Origin of the sequence: Photobacterium angustum (genome assembly GCF_002954615.1) — a bacterium.
In the GTDB taxonomy this organism is placed as follows: Bacteria; Pseudomonadota; Gammaproteobacteria; order Enterobacterales; family Vibrionaceae; genus Photobacterium; species Photobacterium angustum_A.
The window spans coordinates 1,316,065-1,332,066 of record NZ_MSCJ01000003.1; the positions used below are offsets into that span (position 1 = coordinate 1,316,065).

General features: G+C 39.5%; 14 protein-coding genes and 1 pseudogene. 7 read left to right on the forward strand and 8 right to left on the reverse strand.

All coding sequences use genetic code 11. The annotated features are described in order from the left end of the window. Positions 1–170: 170 nt before the first annotated feature. Positions 171–962, reverse strand: coding sequence for a hypothetical protein (locus BTO08_RS20705; protein WP_146108452.1), 792 nt, complete (start codon positions 960–962; stop codon positions 171–173). 455 nt (positions 963–1,417) lie between these two features. Then, positions 1,418–2,110 carry a hypothetical protein gene (locus BTO08_RS20710; RefSeq protein WP_105062457.1) on the reverse strand — a complete coding sequence of 231 codons (693 nt, stop codon included), beginning with the start codon at positions 2,108–2,110 and terminating at the stop codon, positions 1,418–1,420. Positions 2,111–2,542: 432 nt separating this feature from the next. Here BTO08_RS20710 and BTO08_RS20715 point away from each other — a divergent pair, with 432 nt between their 5' ends. Then, the gene (locus BTO08_RS20715) at positions 2,543–3,334 is read left to right on the forward strand and encodes a nitroreductase family protein (protein ID WP_105062458.1); all 792 of its coding nucleotides are present in this window, start codon (positions 2,543–2,545) and stop codon (positions 3,332–3,334) included. Between the two features lie 363 nt (positions 3,335–3,697). Here the strand turns inward: BTO08_RS20715 and BTO08_RS20720 are convergent, their stop codons facing one another. Beyond that, positions 3,698–4,336 carry a glutathione S-transferase family protein gene (locus BTO08_RS20720; protein WP_105062459.1) on the reverse strand — a complete coding sequence of 213 codons (639 nt, stop codon included), beginning with the start codon at positions 4,334–4,336 and terminating at the stop codon, positions 3,698–3,700. Between the two features lie 210 nt (positions 4,337–4,546). Between BTO08_RS20720 and BTO08_RS20725 the strand changes: the two genes are divergently transcribed. Then, a complete protein-coding gene (locus tag BTO08_RS20725) occupies positions 4,547–4,882 on the forward strand; it encodes a hypothetical protein (protein ID WP_005364661.1) in 336 nt (111 codons plus the stop codon). 117 nt (positions 4,883–4,999) lie between these two features. Here the strand turns inward: BTO08_RS20725 and BTO08_RS20730 are convergent, their stop codons facing one another. From BTO08_RS20730 to BTO08_RS20740, 3 genes and pseudogenes are all read right to left on the reverse strand, one after another. Next, on the reverse strand, positions 5,000–5,416 hold the full coding sequence (locus BTO08_RS20730) for a MarR family winged helix-turn-helix transcriptional regulator (protein ID WP_005364659.1): 417 nt from the start codon (positions 5,414–5,416) through the stop codon (positions 5,000–5,002). Next, positions 5,379–6,333 (reverse strand): annotated as a pseudogene (gene dmeF, locus BTO08_RS20735) (CDF family Co(II)/Ni(II) efflux transporter DmeF). The gene BTO08_RS20730 and the pseudogene dmeF overlap by 38 nt, the downstream one beginning before the upstream one ends. 159 nt (positions 6,334–6,492) lie before the next feature. Then, entirely contained in the window at positions 6,493–6,951 is a 459-nt protein-coding gene (locus BTO08_RS20740) for an Ivy family c-type lysozyme inhibitor (RefSeq protein WP_105062461.1), read from the reverse strand. Between the two features lie 266 nt (positions 6,952–7,217). Between BTO08_RS20740 and BTO08_RS20745 the strand changes: the two genes are divergently transcribed. The 3 genes from BTO08_RS20745 to BTO08_RS20755 all read left to right on the forward strand — a co-directional run bounded on the left by BTO08_RS20745 (position 7,218) and on the right by BTO08_RS20755 (position 10,168). Further along, positions 7,218–7,739 (forward strand): hypothetical protein, encoded by a 522-nt coding sequence (locus BTO08_RS20745; RefSeq protein ID WP_005364653.1) that lies wholly within the window; start codon positions 7,218–7,220, stop codon positions 7,737–7,739. Positions 7,740–7,901: 162 nt separating this feature from the next. Further along, the gene (locus tag BTO08_RS20750) at positions 7,902–8,438 is read left to right on the forward strand and encodes a heme NO-binding domain-containing protein (protein ID WP_005364648.1); all 537 of its coding nucleotides are present in this window, start codon (positions 7,902–7,904) and stop codon (positions 8,436–8,438) included. Further along, complete coding sequence (locus BTO08_RS20755; RefSeq protein ID WP_105062462.1) at positions 8,438–10,168, forward strand: ATP-binding protein; 1,731 nt, start codon at positions 8,438–8,440, stop codon at positions 10,166–10,168. The genes BTO08_RS20750 and BTO08_RS20755 overlap by 1 nt, the downstream gene beginning before the upstream one ends. A gap of 99 nt (positions 10,169–10,267) precedes the next feature. Here BTO08_RS20755 and mrdA read toward each other — a convergent pair whose 3' ends face one another. After that, positions 10,268–12,253 (reverse strand): penicillin-binding protein 2, encoded by a 1,986-nt coding sequence (gene mrdA / locus BTO08_RS20760; RefSeq protein ID WP_105062463.1) that lies wholly within the window; start codon positions 12,251–12,253, stop codon positions 10,268–10,270. Positions 12,254–12,472: 219 nt separating this feature from the next. Here mrdA and BTO08_RS20765 point away from each other — a divergent pair, with 219 nt between their 5' ends. Both BTO08_RS20765 and BTO08_RS20770 read left to right on the forward strand, forming a co-directional pair. Beyond that, on the forward strand, positions 12,473–13,096 hold the full coding sequence (locus tag BTO08_RS20765) for a 3'-5' exonuclease (RefSeq protein ID WP_105062464.1): 624 nt from the start codon (positions 12,473–12,475) through the stop codon (positions 13,094–13,096). Positions 13,097–13,171: 75 nt separating this feature from the next. After that, positions 13,172–14,233 (forward strand): endonuclease/exonuclease/phosphatase family protein, encoded by a 1,062-nt coding sequence (locus tag BTO08_RS20770; protein ID WP_242446315.1) that lies wholly within the window; start codon positions 13,172–13,174, stop codon positions 14,231–14,233. 135 nt (positions 14,234–14,368) lie between these two features. Here the strand turns inward: BTO08_RS20770 and BTO08_RS20775 are convergent, their stop codons facing one another. Further along, the gene (locus BTO08_RS20775) at positions 14,369–15,862 is read right to left on the reverse strand and encodes a DEAD/DEAH box helicase (RefSeq protein ID WP_105062465.1); all 1,494 of its coding nucleotides are present in this window, start codon (positions 15,860–15,862) and stop codon (positions 14,369–14,371) included. Positions 15,863–16,002: the final 140 nt, after the last annotated feature.

Sequence of the window (16,002 nt, forward strand, 5' to 3'; positions counted from 1 at the left end):
AACGTGTTAGGCAAATTGCTTATTTAGGCTGGTAGTATTAAGAAAAGTAAGGGTAACGCCCTGTTAAGGTGTGAGCAACGCAATTCCGAAGCGCCTGTATACCACCTTAAACACTAAACGCAACGCATAGCAAAAATGCCAAGCGTTGCGAATCACTCTTAAACAGATTTTTAGCCTTTATGTCTTCGATACAAAATGTTCATCTCATGCCATACACTACGATAATTTTTTAGTTGAGTTTTCGTAGTAGCCCAACTTGCACCAACGATCTGATCTAGCAAAACACCTGAAGTCGCACCTGAATGGAAAGCTAGCGCTTGTTCATACTCGTTAGCTGTTGATAAGAACTTTTTACACTTTATCACATCCACTTGAGCAAGAAAGGTACCTATCTGGTCTGTATCTGGAGCAACTTTATATGGAACATTAAACCATAAGTCATTTACTAATTTGGACAATGCCTCGTTCGCAAGCTCGACATTTTCTTTAGCGCCGGGAGTAGAAAATAAGATGGTGTCATATTTAGATAGGAATGTGTGGCAATTAATACTCGAAGCAATCATGGATTCCCTAGCCAAAAGAAATTTATCTAAATTACTACGTTGATAATATACTAAGAACTCGGCCTCTTCTTTTGTACAACCACTTCGTATTTTTTCAACCGCAGATACTAGAGCTCTCGCATAAATGACGCATGTAGACACGTTTCTAGATGCTTCGGAGTAAAATCCAATACAATCAGAAGAAGCTTGTACCTTTAAGTTAGCCCTCATCTGATCTTTCCAGTTTGCCGACGCAGTGGCGTAAGCAACTATAAAACCGATGATAGTGATCAACGAACTTAGAACGGCTGCTTTAGTTGTTTCACTTGCCAACATCAGATAAACAAAAAGATCTTGGAATGAGATTGGAGTTGTACCCAGTATCGCCTCACTATTGAAATAAAGAAGAAGACTCAGCACGAATACTCCCCACACAGTCCCTAATGCATATCGATAAAAAAGTCTCGACACAATTAAAAAGTATATAAATGGGACTGTTACAACAGGATGTAGCTTAAATAACATACAACTTACTCATTTAGAACAATCTAAAATAAAGGCTTACAGCTTACTTAGTAAGCATTCTTATTTTAATGCCCCTAAGGCCCTACGATCATAATCTATTTAACTCATAAATATCATGAGCTTGTTTGTATTTTTTGTTTAAAATTGTTTATTGATAACGTAAATGGTAATAAGGGAGGGAACATAGCTGCGTCAGCGTAGATCTGGCTGATTTGAATGTAAACAAATTCGAGTTAGGCAATTTGCTTATTTAGGCTAGTAGTATAAAAAAGTAAGGTTAATGCCCTGTTAAAGGGTGAGCAACGCATAGTGAAAATGCCATGCGTTGCGAATCCCTATTGAACTGTTTATTATGAAGATTTTTCATTGCTCGCACCATAATAGACAGAAATAATATTACTGTTTGGAATTACCATAGCGCTTGAATTGTCACCCTTGTCTTTAAGTAAGAATGTATGGTTTGTTGTTCTAAGCAATAATACATATGGTTTCTTAGCATCCAGCTCTTTTAACTTATCCCTAACCTCAAATCTTACAGATTCAACTTGACCTGTTTTAACATCTAAGTAGTTTAAGTTAGCAACTTGCCATGCCGTAGGTATGCTTAAGAGACAAAAATATATTGGTGCACTTGAGATTGCCTTTTTAATTTTCTCAGGGTAGCTATCCAGAGCAATTTTATACATCTTTAACTTCTCAGCTTTAGTAACTAATTTTTCTTTCCCTTCTTTAGATAAATTTTCAATATTTCCAGCACAATCGATCTCATCTATAAGATCACTAATCCTTTTGGCATGACTTTTCTGTTGGCACAAAAACCAGAAAAATTGCATATAGCTTACTGGAATAATGAGTAGTAGAAATAGAAACAAATCTCCCTCCCTAACAATAGAAAGAACAAAATCTTCAAAGGTAAAGTAATCCGTTGCTTTGATATTGAAATAGTTGAGGAATTTACTAGAACTAAAATAGCCTAGGATTGAGATGTAGATAAACCCAAACGTAAGCAATAACGTAGGGTTCTCTTTAAGAGATTTCTTCACTGTAAATATATTCCAATTTAAAAACTTTCCGCATCTTCATAACAGTATATTAATAAGCATTCTTACTTTTACGTAAAAATATACTTATATTATACACGATATAATCGTTACATATTATGAGGTTAATAGCACTTTTTCACACCACAGATTTGAAATAGGGTGTGAAAAGTAAAAAATATATTTAATGAGTCTTATTAAAATCAGAACTCATGCAATAAAATCACCACGGTTCATTAAACTGTTCATATACACTAAATAAAGCTAATCAAAGTCACGTTAACACGATATGAATGAGTAAAAGTTCTAACACACAATGGGGCAAATATGAGTTAGCCGAATAGTTAACTCATTGTGATCACCGACTTGCTTCACAAACCAATAACAGGTAGAAATACGCACAGCGATTTTCATCTTATATAGGTTGTTTACAACATGATCGATACACCTGAAAAAGAACGCAATGCGTCTAGTTCACCAGCGCCTTCACCATTAACAACATCGTCCAAAGCCGAACAATATGCCGAATTGGTGCATAGCCGTCGTTCGGTACGTAAATATGATGCAGACAGCGCTTTTGATCATGAAGCGGTAACTCGTGCACTTAACCTCGCAACCTTGTCCCCTAACAGTTCAAACATGCAATTGTGGCAATTTCATCGTGTAATCAGTGACGATAAACGTGAGCAACTTGCAAAACTGTGTATGGGACAAAATGCGGCAAAAACGGCACGCGAGTTAATTGTTATCACCACTACGCCTTATAAGTGGAAACAACGTGCGAAAATGAATGCGGCACAAATTCGTGATGCCTTTGATGGTCGTGAAGATGCTACATCTAAACGCGCTGTTAAATACTACGAGAAGCTGATCCCGTTTTTATATCGTAACGATCGCTTTGGCATTATGGGCGCTATTCGTAAGGTAATTGTGGCGTATTTAGGGCGTAAAAAGCCGATGGTACGTGAAGTGAGCAAAGCGGATTTACGTGTGTGTTTACATAAAAGCACATCCCTTGCGGCAATGACTTTTATGACGGCAATGCGCGCGGAAGGTTACGATACCTGCCCAATGGAAGGTTTTGATTCTAAGCGTGTTAAGCAACTGCTTGGTTTAAACCCTAAAGATGAAATCACGATGATTATCGGTTGTGGCCCTCGTGCTGAAGATGGCATTTATGGCGACCGCCATCGTGTAGACAACAGCGAAGTGATTATTAAGCACTGATCCCTTGCCTAACAATATGGCGGAATGAATGAGTCTTCCGCCAGTTCTCCCCACCTTCTGCTTTTGCTAATCACAATAATTACTTGCTATATACCACAAAGAATCACACCTACCGGTAAGGGCATACATTTAGGCGATGTCTTATCTGGGGTTAAGCTACAAGCCGACAGAAATAAGCAAGATATGAGTAGTAGTAGTTTCATGGTTAATGCGCGCTTTTTATAATTGAATGGTGTTTTATCTAAAACTACTTCATTTAAAAAGCACTTGAATATAGCGCATAAACATCTTGTTACAGTTACGCGCTAATTCAATCTGCAAGTCAGCCTAGGTACAGAAAACACAGATATTAACAGGCGTTTGTTATTTAAACGGCGTGAGATCGATACCTTCTATTTCACACACGGCTTTAATGGTCGGGTTATCACAAAGGTTCGTTAGGTACTTTGCAAGATATGGAAATGTCAGTGGTGATTGTTTTATTGGTAACGACCACTCTGCCAACATAAATAAGAAGTAGTCACAAGCGGTTAGGCTGTCACCAAGCAAATATGTATTGTGTTTTAGTTGGTTATTAATAATCGAGAGTGCATCAGCAATTCTGTCATCTTGCGCGGCAACAACATTCGGAATCGTCTCGGCATCATTGGTATGGCGGTGTGGGTAATAACGTACCATTAACTCGGCTTGTAAGGTGTTATTAAGAAACGCTAACCATTGATAAAACATCGGGCGTAAAGGATTTCCGATTGCTGGCATTAACCCTGACTGTGGATGGAGTTCGCAAATATGCATACATATAGCAGAGCTTTCAAAGATGGCTTGCTCCCCTATCACCAATGTCGGTATGCGCCCTGCTGGATTGAGTTTCAGATAATCGGCTGACTTCTGAACGTTAGACTTTTTATCCACCAGCAATAGTTGGTAATCCGCTTTTACATGATGAAGTAAAAAATGCGGCGCTAAACTCGCGTTATTGGGGTAATAGTAAAGCTTGAACAATTTTGGCTCCTTGCCTGTAAAACAGATTAATCATTCGTTTTAAAAATCACACATCTATCTTACTAAATAAAGCATGAATTTAATGAAACTATTGATTTATAACCCGTTGTAACCCGTGAGATAAATCGCATTTCTACATATCTGTCATAAACATAAAAGGTTGATTGCATATTATTAAATGGCATTTATCGATTAAAAGGAGATTGGATAATGTCTTGTTTACACACTCATTCGCACGAAGATCATACCCATGGTCCTGATTGTGGTCATACCGCTATTCGTCATGATGGTCATGTCGATTATTTAGTTGATGGTAAATTACACCATCCGCATGGTGATCATTGTGATGAACATGTCATCGAATTTGATGATGCTCATCCTAATGAATGTAATCATAGTCATGCATGTGGCGATCATGTTCACGGCCCTGATTGTGGTCATGAGGCTATCCAACATGGTGATCATATTGATTACATTGTAAATGGTAGGCTACATCATCAACATGGCGATCACTGTGATGATCACGGCCCTGTTGAGCTAGTATAAAATTCGATATTTTAGATAAGAAGTTGCCAACACTGTTTATACAAGTTGGCAACTGTTTCAAGATAGCTCAATGAATAACCGACTGTTGTAAAACAATACGTTGATTTTAAAGTTCGTTTAAAACTCTTTATTCATCTTTTCAATGCACGAAATTAATACCTCTTCATGCTCAGGCTCGATGTGCATGGTTAAATCATTCACTAAGTCGAGGTGCAATTGATTGTGCTTAACATGAATGGCTTGCCCTGCTTCTGTCAACGTCACCACAATCGCGCGGCGATCTGTTGGGTGAGCACAACGTTCAATTAGGTTCGCTTTCACTAATTTCTCAATTTGAACGGTTAATGTACCCGTTGTTATCCCCAATTTATCGGCAAGCTCTTTCATTCTTAGAGGGCCTTGAACGCCTAAAACTTCAATCGTATGAACTTGCGCCAAGGTGTAACCTGTTTCTTTAACAACAGATTGCTCCCATGATGACATTTTGTCATAAAATTCAGTCAGTAATTGGTTTAGGCGTTCTATGTTTTTCATGATTATTATTAGTGTACTTCGAGAGTAAGATGACTAATCTTATCAAATTTTGACAGGATTTGTTTATAATCATCAATGATAAAGTCTCTGGTTGACTGTAGTGTTATCGCTGCAGAATAGTGATTACCACTAATTTTCCAGATATGTAAATCCATAACCTTTGCATAAGGTGACAGCGCATCATGGATAGATTTTCTATAGTCTGAATCAATGTTCTCATCTAACAAGATCGGGGTTGTTTGCTTCATTAAGTTCATTGTCCATTTAATGATCACACACCCACCAACAATGCCCATAACTGCATCCATCCAATCCCAGCCATAATATTTCCCGAACAATAGCGCAACAATGGCAAGTAATGAGGTCAAGGTATCAGCAAGCACGTGTAAATAAGCGGCTCTTAAATTGTGGTCGTGATGATGATGATACCCATGGCTGTGATCATGATGATCGTGGCTATGGCCGTGATCATGACCGTGCCCGTTAAGTAAAAATATGCTGGCTAAATTTACGGTTAAACCAATACACGCAACCACTATCGCTTCATTAAACTGAATCGCGTGTGGGTTAAATAAACGGTGGATAGATTCCGCAATCATTAACACCGCAACAATGCCTAATACAATCGCACTGGTATATCCGCCCAGCACGCTAACTTTGCCAGTACCAAAGGAAAAACGGTCATTATTGCTGTGTTTTCTTGCGTAACGGTAAGCAAATAGCGTGATACAAAATGCGGCAGCGTGGGTACCCATATGCCATCCATCCGCTAATAGGGCCATAGAGCCATAAACTGTCCCTGCAACAATTTCGATAAGCATTGTTGTCAGAGTCAGTAAGAGCACATACAGCGTCCCTTTTTCTCCCTGCTGATCATGAGATGAGAAATCATGATCGTGTTGTAGTTCCAACTTCATAAATCTGCCATTTAGTTTGATAATCAAATTATTTGATCGTAAATTTAGTTTGATCATCAAACAATGTCAATGGAGGTTGCCAATAAAATTCAGGCATAAAAAAACGTGCCGTTACGAGTACGGCACGTTTCTTATGATTTATAACAATAATTGCTAGGTTTATTTCCAGTTAGGATTTTGTAGCAACGCTTGTTGGAGCAACCCTTTCATGTTGTCATCAGGGTTGCCAATAAATTGGTAACTCGCGTATTCACTTGGCTTGGTAATAGCACCATTGGTATCTTTAACATGTACTACCATGGAGTATGCTTTGTTGTCTTTACCTGTTAGGGTGATCATAAAATCACCGGCACAATCATGCGGCTTACAATAAGAAACGGCTTTGTAAGTTTCATCACCATCTACAATATTATCTAGCGGCGCTGTCACTTTATTTTCTGATACCCATTTAGGGATTTTTTGCGTTTCTGGCGCGACAGATTGAGTTTGCTCAACAACAACGGTTTCAGTTGTGGCGACAGTTTGCGTTTGATCTGTTGGCGATTGATCTTTAGGTGCTTGGTCATTACAACCTGCAAGTAACAAAACAATGGATGTTGCTAGTAATAGCTTTTTCATTTTATTCATTCCTAAATTTGAGTACCGCTCAAATCATTTTATGCCTGCGGCACTAATACTCTTTACAAGATAACGCTTATTCGGCTCACACCCTATCCAATATAAGAGCAAAAAGTATCTATAATTTGGCAAACATTATTAAACAAGCAAAATACTGACGTTACACTTACATATGTGTGTGTTTTTCATTCAATTACTTGAATTAACATACCTTCTTTACCGTAATTAAGTTAAGGTATAAGCACTTAAATAAAAGAAGTGACGATATGCAGGTTATTACAGAACAACTAATTACTTTAAAAAACGCTTGGATGGCAAGCCATATTACCGATGCTGAGTTTCCAACACCGCTAAGTGTAAAGGGATTAGAACTGTATCAACTATCTCAAACAGCTTTAACTACGCATTGCATTGATACTCCTTTATCGGCACTCGAACCCTCTTTATCTTTCTACCCTGTTGATTGCCACCCTCTTACTATTCGCTATTCTTTAGTTCGTGCATCCCAATGGGAAAATGAACAAGAAAAAGAAGCTGTTATAGAGTATTTAACTCAAATTATGTTTGAGCCTAATGCAGAAGCGACACTTTATGTTGGCTTTTTCAAAGGTAAACCTGCCGCATGTGGCATGATTTATACTCATGCAGAAGATGGTGAGCAATATAGCCTTGTGTCTGACGTGTATGCATTGCCGTTACCGAACCAGCAGCAATTAATAACGGATATGGAAAATTACCTTATCCATTCAGCACAGCAATTCTCGCAAGCTGTCGTTATCCAAAAATAAGAATAATCACGAAGCTAATAATCAGCTTCGTGATTTAGCCCTTTCTTCAACAACTAACCTGTTGTTTTTGACGAACCTTCAATCTCTGCCATACTAAGTTACAGACTTTAATTCCTGCATTACGTGTTTAGAGTCTATATCTAGAAGACATCGGAGAAGAGTATGAAAGGGATTATTTTTACTGAATTTCTCGATATTGTTGAACGTACTTTCGATCTGGAAGTGTGCCAGTCAATGCTAGATATGGCAGACGATCCGGGTGTATATACCTCTGTTGGTAGCTATGAGCACCAACGATTAGTCAAACTGATTATTTGTTTACATAAGGTCACTGGCGTTTCTCCCGAAAACCTTCAACAAACGTTTGGCCGCGCTGTTTTCCCCCGTTTACTCACTTTATTACCCAACTATGATTTTACCGATTCCAACACCTTTGATTTTATTCGCAGTGTGGAGTCATACATACACCAAGAAGTAAAAAAACTTTACCCTGATACAACGCCTCCTCGCTTTGAATTCTCTAATGAAACAGAAACAACCCTGACAATGGACTATCATTCAGCTCGATGCATGGGTTATGTCTGTTTAGGTTTATTAGAGGGATGTGCGGATTATTTTGAGCAACATCTTGATATCGTACTTGAACCAACAACGAGCAAAAACAGTGTCCGCTTTCATTTGTCATTGAGTGATAATTAATGATCGATCCTGAAAAACATATTGCTTTATTAAAACAAAAACTCGAGCGCGAACATGCATCAAGATTAGCCGCTGAAAAGTTATTAGAAGCGAAAAGTCATGAGCTTTATAATGCAAATCAAATGCTTAATGATTCGTACGAAAAGTTACAAATGCAGGCAAAATTTGATTCTGAGCTTTTAACCTATCAGAACAAAATGGAAAACTTGTTACTTCGTTATGCCCGATTATTTTTAAAGCACAGTGCGACAAGGGAAAGTATTCAACAATTATTAGACAGCCTCGTTGATGGTCATTACATATCAGGTTGTCATATCACCATTGACCCTGCCGATAATATTAATATATCAGGTAGCTACTCCAGCGGTCGTTTACAACAATGGGAGCCTCCAGAAGAGCTAGAATCAACCAATTCATTATGGGATAAAAGCGGCCATACCCTTTGGATAAATATTATTAATAACAGAGGGAAAATAGGTGTATTAGCCGTCAGAATTATATGTACCGACGACCGATTGCCAGCAATTCAAAAGCATATGGCGCTGTTTGGTGAATTATTTCGATCCGCTATTGGTAGGCAAATAACATTTAATCAAGCTATTGATGCTAAAAAACGTGCAGAAGATTCGGAGCAGTCAACCCGTGACTTTCTCGCTATGATCAACCACGAATTACGTACACCACTTAATGGACTTCTTGGTGCTGCTGAATTACTGCAAGATACACCGCTTGATAATGACCAACAGAAACTCTTAACCACATTGAATCACTCAGGTGAATTGCTACGGGCGATCATTAATGACTTACTCGACTACAGCAAAATAAATGCAGGTATGTTGGAGCTGATTGAAAAACCCTTTGATTGTCATTTGTTAGCGGTAAAACTAGAAGATATTTTTACCCATCGTTCCCACGAAAAAAGATTAGATTTTAATATTTACTACTCCAATGACTTACCGAAAATTTTCATTGGTGATGAAGATAGAATTAAGCAAATTTTTGTTAATTTGATCTCTAATGCGATTAAATTTACCCCAGCAGGTTTTGTACACGCAAAGCTCTGGTGGCAAAACAAACATCTACAATTTACGGTAAAAGACAGCGGTTGTGGTATTGACCACTCAGACCAACACAAGTTATTCAAACCTTTTAGCCAAGTGGATAATACCAGCAAGCGAAGCCATGAAGGCACAGGGCTAGGATTGGTGATCTGTAAACAACTATGTGAACAAATGGGCGGTTCAATCCGCGTTGAAAGCTCGCTCGGGCGTGGGGCTTGCTTTAATGTTTCCTTACCCCTTGCTATTAGTGATCATGCTCATTTTAATGCCAAAGTTAGGAAGCCTAATAAAACACCAATTAAGCATTTAAAAGTGTTAGTAGTTGAAGATTTAAAGACTAACCAAATGATCATTAAATTGATGCTAAATAAAGTCCAAATTGAACCAACTATTGTTGATAACGGACAAAAAGCATTAGATATATTAAATATCGAATCATTTGATGTGGTGTTTATGGATTGCAGAATGCCGATTATGGATGGCTACACCGCAACTAAAGAGTTACGAAAACAAGACTATTCCAAACCTATTATTGCTTTAACCGCAGGCACAACGAGCGCTGAGCGTGAAGCCTGTATCCAAGCAGGTATGAATGACATTTTATGTAAACCTTATTTGGCTTCCGAGCTTCATGATATTTTAACGATTTGGGGCAGTGTGATTGAATAATCTATTATCTATTACGACTTAAACAATCAGATCGCTAAAAAGTAAAAAAGGCCACCGAAGTGACCTTTTATTATTTTAATCAACGTGCGTTTATAGCTACTAATTCGCCTTTATTTCTGCAGTTTTCGACACATCCACAGGTGTTTCTGTGCTCGTTTCATCACTCTTCAGCTGCTTCTGTGCTGCGGGATCTAGGGTAGGTTTTACTAACACATAATCCATTATCTTACGGGCAAGAGGTGCTGCGTTACGCCCCCAGCCGCCGTGTTCTAATATAACGGATACCAACACTTTCGGATCATGAAGCGGTGCAAATCCAGTAAACAATGCGTGGTCACGTAAATGTTCTGCAACTTCATTCGCATCGTAGTTTTGAGTATCAGACATGGTATACACCTGACTGGTACCTGTTTTACCTGCTGCTTCATACGCTAAGTTTTTAAACTCTTTACGTGCTGTACCTTTAGTTGTAACTAAGTGCATACCTTCTTGTGCAATTTGCCAATCTTTTAATGGCACAGGCTCGACTTTTGGAAAGTCTTTAAACTTAACAATATCTTCTTTTTTGCCATCAAGAATCGCATATAGCAAGTGAGGGCGATGAACGACACCAGAATTTGCAACAACCGAGGTTGCTTTGGCTATTTGCATCGGTGTTGCTGTCCAGTAGCCCTGACCAATACCAATAGGGATGGTGTCACCTTGGTACCAAGGTTGTTTGGTATGCGCGAGCTTCCATTGGCGAGTCGGCATATTACCGGATGTTTCTTCTTTAATATCAATACCAGTAGGTTCACCATAACCAAATTTGTTCATCCACGTCGATAATCGGTCAATACCCATGTCATAAGCCACTTGGTAGAAGAAGGTATCTACTGATTGTTCAATGGCTTTATATACATCAACGTTACCGTGTCCCCATCGGACATCATCACGGAATTTACGACTTTTGGAATTAGGAATTCGCCACCAGCCCGGGTTATTACGTACTGTATTGGGTGTGATAACCCCTGTGGCTAATGCTGCAACCGCAATTTGTGGTTTAACCGTTGAACCCGGTGGGTATACCCCTAATGTGGTTCGGTTTACCAACGGGTGCGCAGGACTATTCAGCAATTTGCTGTACTCTTTGGACGTAATACCATGTACAAACAAGTTAGGATCATAGCTAGGGCTAGATACCATCGCTAATATGCCATCGTCCTGCGGATTTAATACCACAATCGCACCACGACGAGTTTTAGTGACCATTTTGCCTGTTTTTGGATCTTTAACATCTTCAGTTAACAGCTTATTGGCGTACAACTGCAAATTAAGATCGATCGTTAACTTAATATCTTTACCCGAAATAGGTGGAACATATTCTAAGGTACGAATAATACGACCACGGTTATTCACTTCTACTTTTTCATAACCAGATTGACCATGAAGTAAATCTTCATAGTAACGTTCAACACCTAGCTTTCCGATCGTGCGCGTAGCTTTATAATTACTATAAATACCCTGCTCTTTTAATGATTTGATATCACGATCGTTGATTTTTGCCACGTAGCCTAACGTATGTGTTAATGCTGAGCCATAAGGGTAATAGCGCTCTAAATGTGCATCAACATCAACACCTGGGTAATGAAATTCATTAACTGAGAACTCAGCAACCTGCTTTTCCGTCATCTGATCAATTAATGTCACTGGCATAAACGGACGGGTGTGCTTTTTATCCTTCATGAATGAGTCTATTTCATCATCCGTGACACCCAGTAAGGTTTTTAGACTGTCGAGTGTTTCAGTGAGGTGTGCGACTTTTTCTGGAATAATTTCTAAAGAATAGACCGGTATATTTTCTGCGAGAATAACGCCATTTCGATCATAAATACGGCCTCTATTCGGTGCCACTGGGATAATTTTGATGCGGTTATCATTCGAACGAGCAGTATATTCGCTGTAATCTTGCACTTCTAAGTGATACAAATTACCGATCAATACAAACGATAAAATGATAATCCCAATAAACCCAGCAAGCGCTCGACGCTTAAATAGCGACACTTCAGCTTGGTGATCACGAAATTGACTTCTTTCTTTCTTCATAGATGCTTATGAGATCTCAATGGCCATATGTGCCGTCGTTAACAGAGAATTGTACTTATACCCAGTCCGTATAATGCGTGATCTCTCGTTAGAATGTAATAACTGGTTGCTTGTTTGACGATAATTTAACCTCAGTTGTCGCGATATAATGTGTTTGAGGAGTTTACAAGCCCTCAACGACCATTAAAATGACCATCTTCTCTCTCTATAGGTTTTACCATGACCCTTTCTCGCTCCGCTGACAGCGTTGTTGTTCTCGATTTTGAAACGACTGGTTTATCTCCTAATCAAGGCGATCGCGCTATCGAAATTGGTGCTGTTAAATTAGTTAATGGCGAAGTTGTTGATCAATTCCAACAGCTCATGAATCCTGGTTTTCGTGTGAGTAGCTTTATTGAAGGTTATACGGGGATCAGCAATAACATGTTACGCACTGCACCACCTTGTTATGAGGTAATGGATGCCTTTGCTGATTTCATTGGTGATGCCAACCTTGTAGCGCATAATGCCTCTTTCGACCAGCGCTTTTTAGACGCAGAGCTTGCTGATATTAGCAGGCACTATACGGGTACGTTTACCTGTTCAATGCTGATTGCGCGACGTTTATATCAAGATGCGCCGAATCATAAATTAGGCACATTAGTGGATTACAAACATATTGAACACAATGGTGTATTTCACCGCGCGTTAGCCGATTCTGAAATGACAGCACGATTATGGTTAGTGATGCTCGAAGATATTAAGCGACAGTATAATCTTCACACCATCTCTTTTGAATTGATGATGAAATTGGCAAAAACACCAAAAGCAAAAATCGATACTTTATTTCACCGCTACGCTTAAGAATAAGTCGTATATTCATCGTAACAAGTATGCTAAAACAGCTATACAGTTTTTAATAACTTCACTGAGAATTCGATGTTGCAACAGCCAGATAATGAACATTTCCCCCTAATGCCTATCGCTCAGTCGGAGATAAAAATCGCAAGTTTTAATTTATTGAATTACCTTGCCCCCCCTAATGCCTATTATGACTTTGAAAACATTTATAGCTACGAACAATGGCATAAAAAACAGCATTGGCTAACCTCGATTTTAGAAGCCCAACAACCTGATATTATTGGTTTTCAAGAAGTGTTTAGCGCAGACGATTTGCAAGCATTATTGCGCGATATTGGCTATCCCTATTTTGCAGTCGTTGATGAGCCTAAAGTGGAAGGCGATTTTATTTATCGTAGCCCTGTCGTCGCCATTGCTTCGAAATTTCCCATCACTGAAGTTATCGCTGTTGAAGCCGATAATGAAGCGGCACAATTAATGGGTTGGGCTGAGTTTTCATTTAGTCGCAAGCCGCTGCGAGCGACAGTTGATATTCCCCATATTGGCACAACAGATTGCTATGTCACTCATTTAAAATCCAAGCGTTCATTATTTGATGATCCACTTCCTGAGACAATAGCGAAATCAGGCAGTGCGCTTTCTTCTTTTCTTGGTCAACGCTTAGGGAATTGGGGTTCATCCATGCTACGGGGCACTGAAGCGGCTTTACTGCAACTTGCGATGGTGAAGCGACGCGAGCAAACCAGTAATCCGATGGTACTGTGTGGCGATTATAACGATGTTATTTCGAGTAGTTGTTTAGAAGAGTTAACGGCAAGTCGTGTTTACGGGATGTCTGAAAGTGACACTGAGCGCTTAATTAACTTCTATTGCCTTTACGATGGTTGGCAGCTTTATACTCAAGTCAATCCACAAGATGAAGAAGCTATTCGTCCTGCCACACATTACTTTAATGGTAAAGGATCGGTATTAGATTACATCCTGCTGTCACAGGAGTTCAATGCGAGTTATTTAGGCTCATTATTTGAAGTTAGCCATTATCACACTGAAGATAAGCATTTGGTCAATTCAAGCTTTGATATTGACGGCTACAGTACTGATCACGCTATTCCTATTGTGACCTTATCACTGCGATCCTAGTACCAACCTAGCTTTAGGTTAGCTGATAACTGCTTATAACCACACTTTGATAAAATAAGCACATAAAAAACGACTGATATATTCTTTTCGTAAAAGATATTTATCAGTCGTTTTTATTTAACGTTTTAGACGTTATTACGCTGTCGCTTTTGGTGCACGACTACGCTGTGGAGAGCGACGACGGCCATCTGATTTAGGCTTTTCATCGTTGAAACGACGACGAGGCTTATCACCATTTGATTGTGGTTTCGCATCTGTATTACGTGGCTTACGTGCAGGTCTTGCACCTTGCTCTGAACGCTTCTCGTTGTTTGCAGCATCAGTAGACTGACCCTGTGGACGACGAGAGGCTGGTTTACGCTTTGCGCCACCGTTATTATTGTTTGCGCTACGCTTTTCACCTGTCGCTGCACCTTCACGCGCAACAAACGTTTTCTGCTTTTTAGGCTTCTTCGGTTTAATCGGGCGTGTATCTAGCTTAGATTGTGGCAATGCGTTAGTCGGTTTAAAACCTTCAATAATTTCACGATCAAACACTTGCTGTGTTAAACGCTCAATTGCAGCAAGATCTTTTGCTTCTTCTGCCGACACTAATGAAATCGCTTCACCAACGCAACCTGCACGACCAGTACGACCAATACGGTGTACATAGTCTTCTGCTACGTGCGGTAAATCAAAGTTAACCACTTGTGGTAGTTGCTCAATATCTAAGCCACGAGCTGCAATATCTGTCGCAACGAGTACACGAATATCACCAGACTTAAAGTTAGCAAGTGCCTTAGTACGCGCACCTTGGCTCTTATTACCATGGATTGCGGCTGCAGAAATTCCACGACTTTCTAAATGGGTAGCAAGCTTATTAGCACCGTGCTTTGTTTTAGTGAAAACAAGCACTTGCTTCCAATTACGCTCATTAAGTAGCTTAGTTAATAAGTTAGGTTTTTTCTTTTGATCAACAGGGCAAATCCACTGTTTCACGGTACGTGCTGTTTGGTTACGCGGGTTAACATCAATCTCTACTGGATTATTCACTAATCCTTTTGCAAGCTCACGAATTTCATCAGAAAAGGTTGCTGAAAATAGTAAGTTTTGACGCTCTTTTGGTAGTAACGCTAAAATTTTACGGATATCGCGGATGAAACCCATATCTAACATACGGTCAGCTTCATCAAGAACCAAAATTTCAACATCACGGAATTTCACAGCATTTTGGCTATGAAGATCCATCAAACGCCCTGGTGTTGCCACCAATACGTCAGCACCTTTACGCATACGCAGCATTTGTGGGTTTACTTTAACGCCACCAAAAACAACTGCAGAGCTTAAACGTAAGTTTTTACCGTAAGTCGCAACACTCTCCCCTACTTGAGCCGCTAGCTCACGTGTTGGGGTTAATACGAGTGCACGTACATGATTTGAACGAGCAGGTCGACCATTCGCTAAACGTTCTAGCAAAGGTAAGGTAAAGCCTGCTGTTTTGCCTGTACCAGTTTGGGCCGCCGCCATTACATCTTTACCCGCAAGAATAGCTGGGATCGCTTGCTCTTGGATTGGTGATGGTTTTTCGTAGCCTTGCTTTGCAACAGCTTCAAGAATTGGGGCAGATAGGCCTAAAGAGGCAAAACTCATAGCATCTCTCTTTTATATAAAACGCCAATTTGGCGATAGTAGTGGCTAATTTAAGCCAGCTATTGAACAAACGTGCTGTTCAATGAGAATAAAACAGGGAAGGTAATGCTTACCTTCCCTGTTGAAAATTTACTGATATG

Bases quoted from the DNA above. Each gene is read 5' to 3' on its own strand.
- BTO08_RS20715 (WP_105062458.1), top strand. From the start codon at position 2,543: ATGATCGATACACCTGAAAAAGAACGCAATGCGTCTAGTTCACCAGCG.
- BTO08_RS20725 (WP_005364661.1), top strand. From the start codon at position 4,547: ATGTCTTGTTTACACACTCATTCGCACGAAGATCATACCCATGGTCCT.
- BTO08_RS20730 (WP_005364659.1), bottom strand. From the start codon at position 5,416: ATGAAAAACATAGAACGCCTAAACCAATTACTGACTGAATTTTATGAC.
- BTO08_RS20740 (WP_105062461.1), bottom strand. From the start codon at position 6,951: ATGAAAAAGCTATTACTAGCAACATCCATTGTTTTGTTACTTGCAGGT.
- BTO08_RS20745 (WP_005364653.1), top strand. From the start codon at position 7,218: ATGCAGGTTATTACAGAACAACTAATTACTTTAAAAAACGCTTGGATG.
- BTO08_RS20750 (WP_005364648.1), top strand. From the start codon at position 7,902: ATGAAAGGGATTATTTTTACTGAATTTCTCGATATTGTTGAACGTACT.
- BTO08_RS20755 (WP_105062462.1), top strand. From the start codon at position 8,438: ATGATCGATCCTGAAAAACATATTGCTTTATTAAAACAAAAACTCGAG.
- mrdA (WP_105062463.1), bottom strand. From the start codon at position 12,253: ATGAAGAAAGAAAGAAGTCAATTTCGTGATCACCAAGCTGAAGTGTCG.
- BTO08_RS20765 (WP_105062464.1), top strand. From the start codon at position 12,473: ATGACCCTTTCTCGCTCCGCTGACAGCGTTGTTGTTCTCGATTTTGAA.
- BTO08_RS20770 (WP_242446315.1), top strand. From the start codon at position 13,172: ATGTTGCAACAGCCAGATAATGAACATTTCCCCCTAATGCCTATCGCT.
- BTO08_RS20775 (WP_105062465.1), bottom strand. From the start codon at position 15,862: ATGAGTTTTGCCTCTTTAGGCCTATCTGCCCCAATTCTTGAAGCTGTT.